This window comes from uncultured Clostridium sp. (assembly GCF_947036855.1).
Classification (GTDB): Bacteria; Bacillota; Clostridia; order Clostridiales; family Clostridiaceae; genus Sarcina.
The window spans coordinates 1-5,848 of sequence record NZ_CAMQRY010000136.1 but is presented as its reverse complement, the minus strand read 5'-3'; the positions used below and the strand labels follow the sequence as shown (position 1 = coordinate 5,848).

The window sequence follows — 5,848 nt, the reverse complement described above, 5'->3', positions numbered from 1 at the left end:
TCTGGCATTTTATATCCAAAGTTTTCAACTACTGTAGCTCCGATAGTTGCAAAGTTATCTGCTATTTTTAAAACTTTTGATTCTGTCATAGCTGGAGAGTATGTTATAAATGGAACATATTCTCTTGTATGGTCTGAACCTTTATAAGTTGGGTCATTTCCATGATCTGCTGTTATTATTAATAAATCATCAGATTTCATATTTGATAAAAACTCACCAAGTTTAACATCAAACATTTCTAATTCTTTTGCATAACCAACAGGATTTCTTCTATGTCCCCAAAGAGCATCAAAATCAACTAAGTTAACAAAACAAAGACCTTTAAAATCTCTAGCTTGTAATTCTATAGTTTGCTCCATTCCATGAACTGAACTTTTTGATTTAAATCCTTCTGTTATTCCTTCTCCATCAAATATATCTTTGATTTTACCAACAGATATAACTTCAAGTCCTTTATCTTTTAATACATCTAATGCAGTTTTCCCAAATGGTTGTAATGCATAGTCATGTCTATTGCTTGTACGTTTAAATTCACCTTTTTTAGCTCCAAGATATGGTCTAGCTATTATTCTTCCAACTTTCCATTCTGGTTTCATTGTTAATTCTCTAGCTATTTCACAACATCTATACAATTCTTCAAGACCAAAAGTCTCTTCATGTCCACAAATTTGTAATACTGAATCTGAAGATGTATAAACTATCATATCCCCAGTTTTCATTTGATGTTCACCAAGTTCATCTAATATTTCAGTACCACTAGCACTTTTATTTCCAACTATTTTATGACCAGTTCTAGCTTCTAACTCATCTAAAAGCTCTTTTGGGAATCCAGTATCTGTGAATGTTTGGAATGGTACAACTATTTCAAGCCCCATCATTTCCCAATGCCCAGTCATTGTATCCTTACCATTACTAGCCTCCGCCATTTTAAATTGGTATCCCATTGGATTATCAAGTGGAGCAACATGTTTTACCTTGTGTAAGTTAGCCATTCCTATTTTTTGTAGATTAGGTATTTTAAAGCTATCTACAGAATCTGCTATATGCCCTAAAGTATCAACATTGTAATCCCCAAACTTATTTGCATCAGGCATTTCTCCAACACCTAATGAGTCTATTACTATTGTAAAAATTCTATTATATTTCTTCATAATTCATTTACCTCCTAAAATAAAAAAATCTATATTCAAAACAAAAATTCAATTTTAATTTTAATTTCTTTTTCTAAATATTCTATGTATTAATAATATCAAATAAAGCAAAAACACACAATCGATTACAAGAAATTTGTCAAATTCACTCGAATTGAGTAAATGTTTTCATAATAAATAAAGATAACTAACATTTTTTTAAAACTTTGTTAGTTATCTTTCAAATATTAAATCATTTGTTTAATGTTAATATTAACTTTCTTTAAACTATATAACATTTTTTATAACATGCTGATATAAAGTTTCTGTATCTTCCCATCTATTAGGTGAATTTAAAACAACTATTATTAAATTTCTATCTTCATACTTTACTGATGTTACAAGGCATTTACCTGCTTGACCAGTATAGCCTGTTTTTATCCCATTTGCATTTGGTATTTTCCAAAGTATTTTATTAATGTTTCTATAATCTCTTGAAAATCCACTTTCTGCTCTCGTAATTTCTTTAGTGCTAACAATTTGATTAAACATCTTATTTTCCATAGCTTTTGAACTTGCAATTGCTAAATCATATGCACTTGAAAAATGCATAGAGCTATCAAGTCCATGTGGTGATTCAAAATTAGTATCAATTAAACCTATTGTTTTAGAAAAATCATTCATTACTTTTGAAAAGCCTTTAACTGATCCTCCTATATGCTCTGCTATTGCAATTGCTGCATCATTTCCAGACCTAAGCATAAGCCCATATACAAGTTCTCTCATTGGTAGTTTTTCATCATTTGAAAACCCAACCTTTGCACCTCTAACAGAATTTGCATGTTTAGATATTGTAACTGTTTCATTTAAATCACAATAATTAAGTGCTATCAATGATGTTATTATTTTTGTTGTGCTTGCCATAGCTATGTTTTCATGCCCTTTTTTCTCATATAAAACAGTATTATCTTTACTATCTAAAACTATTGCATAATGTGTATTAGGAATTAAATCTGTCGAATATGCTTTTGTATTTATAAATAGCATTTGTATTAATACGGCTAATAATACATATGTTATTTTTTTCATAGTAACCACTCCTATTCTTAATTATTTATATATATTATTAGCTTTCTCAAAAATTAAATAAATATAATTTTAATTTTTGCAAATAAATAATATATGGAGGCGATTCTATGATATATATATTAATCCTAATTTTGTTAATTATTTTATTTTTACCTATAAAAATAAAATTAGCTATACTTTTTTATGATAATACTTTATCTATAAAAATTTTTAACTTTAAAATTTTCCCAAGAAAAGAAAAAAAGAAAAAAGATACTTCTGATGATAAAAATAAAAAAGAAAAAGATGTATCTAAAAAATCAAATAAAGGTTTTCTTTCAAAAAATCTAAAAAAAATAACAATAGCAAAAAAGAATTTATTTTATGATTTGATAAATAATAAATATAAACCTAAATTAAACTTTGATTTTAAATTGAATTACTCATTAAATGATGCAGCTCTCACAGCTCAATCCTTTGCTGGTGTAAATACAATATTTTACCTTATATCAAGTTGTTTTAATTTATTTTTTAATTTTAAAAGCATAAATACGTCTATAGAACCGAGTTTTAATTCAGATATATTTGTTAATTTAAAATTTAATTGTATATTATATATTAATTTTACACAGATTATATTTATAGCATTTATTTTATTTAAAAATTTAAAATTAAAAGGAGGTGCCCCTTTAGGGGATAATTATGGAGTTTAAGCATCCTATAGAAAATCTAATGAAATCTACAATGGAAAATTTAAAAGACATGATAGACGTAAATACAGTCATTGGAGATGGTATAGAAACACCTGATGGTAGTTTTATCTTACCAATATCAAAAGTTTCCTTTGGATTTGCATCAGGTGGTTCAGAATTTCCAAAAGATAAGAATAGTTTAACACCTGATGGAAGATTTCCATTTGGTGGTGGTTCAGGGTCTGGTGTTACAGTAAAACCTGTTGCATTTTTAATTATTAAAGGTGATAATGTCAAACTATTACCAGTTGATCAAAATAATACATATGATAGAATTGTTGATAAAATCCCACAACTTATTGATACACTTAAAGACTTTTTATGTAAGAATAAAGATAAGTGTAAAGATAAAGAAACTGTTTGTTGTGATGATTTAAAATAAAACTATAGGATGTAGCTAACTGCTACATCCTATAGTTTTATTATTTATTCAATATTATATAAATCTAAATTAGGTAATTCATCTATATCAGTTAAGGCAAAATGTCTTAAGAACTCATCAGTTGTTCCATATAATATAGGTCTTCCTATAACATCTTTCCTACCTGTTTCTTCAATTAAATTTTTCTCTATAAGTCTTTGCAGGGCACTATCACTCTTAACACCCCTAATTTCATCAATTTCTATTCTTGTAACAGGCTGCTTATATGATATAATTGCAAGACTTTCGAGTGATGCTTGAGATAGTGATTGTCTTACATTCTTTTTAAGTAGCTTTTGTATAAATGCACTATTTTCATTTTTAGTTACTAATTGATAATTCCCATTTACTGATATAAGTTTAAGTCCTCTCTCTTCTGAAGATTCAAATAAAATGCTCATATCTCTTAAAAAGTTTATTGTATCTACTACGTTATAATCTATAACCCTAGCTATCTCACTTGGTGGAAGAGGCTCTCCTGAAACAAATAATAATGATTCTATAACAGAATATATTTTATTTCTATTAGATATCTCTTCAAATTCTATCTGTTCTATTGTTTCACTCATAATATTATATCAACCTTTTCTATTATTATTTCTTCAAAGTTATCATATTGCATTATTTTTACCTCTTCAAGCTTTATCATCTCTAATAATGCTAAAAATGTAACTACAATCTCTAATTTGCATTCACAATTAAACGATAAATCTGAAAATCTTATAATGCTATTTAACTTCATTTTACTTCTTATAAAGACCATCTTATCATTTACTTTATATTTATCTACATTTATTTTTCTTTCAATTATATTATTTGTATTTTGTTTATCATTATATCTTTGAATAAGATTTTTATAAATTTCATAAAGCATTTTCATATTTATGTTATCTAGGAATGAAAGATCAACTTTAACTTCTGTAAAATCTTCTATTATCTCAGCCTTCTTGGTATATATCTCACCATACATTAAATCTTTTCTCTTAAAAAAAGCTGAAATCTCCTTGAATTTTGTATACTCTATAAGTTTATTTTTAAGTTCTTCTTCTAAATCTACTTCAGCAACTTCGTTTGTAATTCTTTCTTTTGGTAATAATGATTTAGACTTTACTTCTAAAAGTGTTGCTGCCATAACTATAAATTCAGATGTAATTTCTAAATCCATTTCTTTCATAACTGCAATATACTCTAAATATTGATTTATAACATCTAAAATCTTTATATCATTTATATTCATTTCATGCTTTTTTATAAGATGCAATAATAAATCAAATGGTCCATCAAAATTAGAAATTTTAATAATTGGCATTTTCATATAATATACTCCTAACTAAATAAGTATCAAGTAATATAATATCAAATTTTTTGTTATAAAAGCAATAATATTGTATAAATAAATGTTTCTAATTTCTAAAAATTTTAATTAGATTTTTTTTCATTGATATTTTGATATTTACTTTGAACAGCTGTTACTGTAACAACGTTTACAATATCATCAGATGTACATCCACGTGATAAATCATTAATTGGTTTTGCAAAGCCTTGACATATTGGCCCTATTGCATCAGCATTTGCAAATCTTTGAACTAATTTATATCCAATATTACCTGATTGCAAATCTGGAAATATAAGAACTGTTGCTCTTCCAGCAACTTGACTATTTGGAGCTTTTTGATTGGCTACTGCTGGAACTATCGCTGCATCAAGCTGTAATTCTCCATCAATAAGTAAATCTGGTTTTAATTTCTTTGCTAGTTCTGTAGCCATTCTAACTTTTTCAACCATCTCATTATCAGCAGAACCCATAGTTGAAAAACTAAGCATTGCAACTCTTGGCTCAATATTACATATATCCCTTGCAGTATCAGCAGTTGCTATTGCTATTTCTGCAAGCTCCTTATAGTTTGGATTTGGATTTACTGCACAATCTGAAAATAATAATATTCCCTCTTCTCCATATTTTGAATGAGGTACAACCATAATAAAGAAACTTGAAACAATAGATATTTGTGGATTTGTTTTAATTATCTGAAGTCCAGGTCTTAATAAATCCCCTGTTGTATGAATAGCACCTGATACCATACCATCAGCATCACCACATTTAAGCATCATTGTTCCAAAATATAAAGGATCACTTACTATATATCTCGCCTTTTCAGGTGTAATTCCTTTATTTTTTCTTAACTCATAAAATTTATTAATATACCCTTCTAAATCTTTTGAAACTTCTGGATCTATAATTTTTATATCACTCATATTTATATTCATTTTTTTCGCATAATTTAAAATTACTTCTTCATTCCCTATTAATATTGGCTCTGCTAATTTTTTTTCTTTGATTTTAGACGCTGCAATTATTGTTCTTTCCTCTTCTCCCTCTGGCAGTACAATTCTTTGTATATCACTTCTGGCTATCTCATATAATTTTTCTATTAGTTTCATAATACACCCCTCACTAAAATACATTTTAATTATAT

At 27.1% G+C, this 5,848-nt stretch carries 7 protein-coding genes; 2 read left to right on the top strand and 5 right to left on the bottom strand.

The annotated features are described in order from the left end of the window. Nucleotides 1-1,151 (bottom strand): phosphopentomutase (locus Q0V15_RS11180; protein ID WP_297439016.1); only part of this gene is annotated, 1,151 nt, incomplete at its 3' end. 267 nt (nt 1,152-1,418) lie between these two features. Further along, nucleotides 1,419-2,219, bottom strand: coding sequence for a D-alanyl-D-alanine carboxypeptidase family protein (locus Q0V15_RS11175; RefSeq protein ID WP_297439014.1), 801 nt, complete (start codon nt 2,217-2,219; stop codon nt 1,419-1,421). Between the two features lie 107 nt (nt 2,220-2,326). Between Q0V15_RS11175 and Q0V15_RS12990 the strand changes: the two genes are divergently transcribed. After that, nucleotides 2,327-2,911, top strand: a complete 585-nt coding sequence (locus Q0V15_RS12990) for a DUF2953 domain-containing protein (RefSeq protein WP_367173772.1) — start codon at nt 2,327-2,329, stop codon at nt 2,909-2,911. Continuing rightward, nucleotides 2,901-3,332: a GerW family sporulation protein gene (ytfJ, locus tag Q0V15_RS11170; RefSeq protein ID WP_297439011.1), complete on the top strand. Its 432-nt coding sequence runs from the start codon at nt 2,901-2,903 to the stop codon at nt 3,330-3,332. The genes Q0V15_RS12990 and ytfJ overlap by 11 nt, the downstream gene beginning before the upstream one ends. Before the next feature lie 44 nt (nt 3,333-3,376). On the opposite strand, the gene scpB is transcribed toward ytfJ, so the two are convergent. The 3 genes from scpB to pta all read right to left on the bottom strand — a co-directional run bounded on the left by scpB (nt 3,377) and on the right by pta (nt 5,813). Further along, on the bottom strand, nt 3,377-3,940 hold the full coding sequence (gene scpB, locus Q0V15_RS11165; protein ID WP_297439009.1) for an SMC-Scp complex subunit ScpB: 564 nt from the start codon (nt 3,938-3,940) through the stop codon (nt 3,377-3,379). Continuing rightward, nucleotides 3,937-4,686, bottom strand: a complete 750-nt coding sequence (locus tag Q0V15_RS11160; protein ID WP_297439007.1) for a segregation/condensation protein A — start codon at nt 4,684-4,686, stop codon at nt 3,937-3,939. The genes scpB and Q0V15_RS11160 overlap by 4 nt, the downstream gene beginning before the upstream one ends. Before the next feature lie 104 nt (nt 4,687-4,790). Further along, complete coding sequence (gene pta, locus Q0V15_RS11155) at nt 4,791-5,813, bottom strand: phosphate acetyltransferase (protein WP_297439005.1); 1,023 nt, start codon at nt 5,811-5,813, stop codon at nt 4,791-4,793. Between the last annotated feature and the right edge of the window lie 35 nt (nt 5,814-5,848).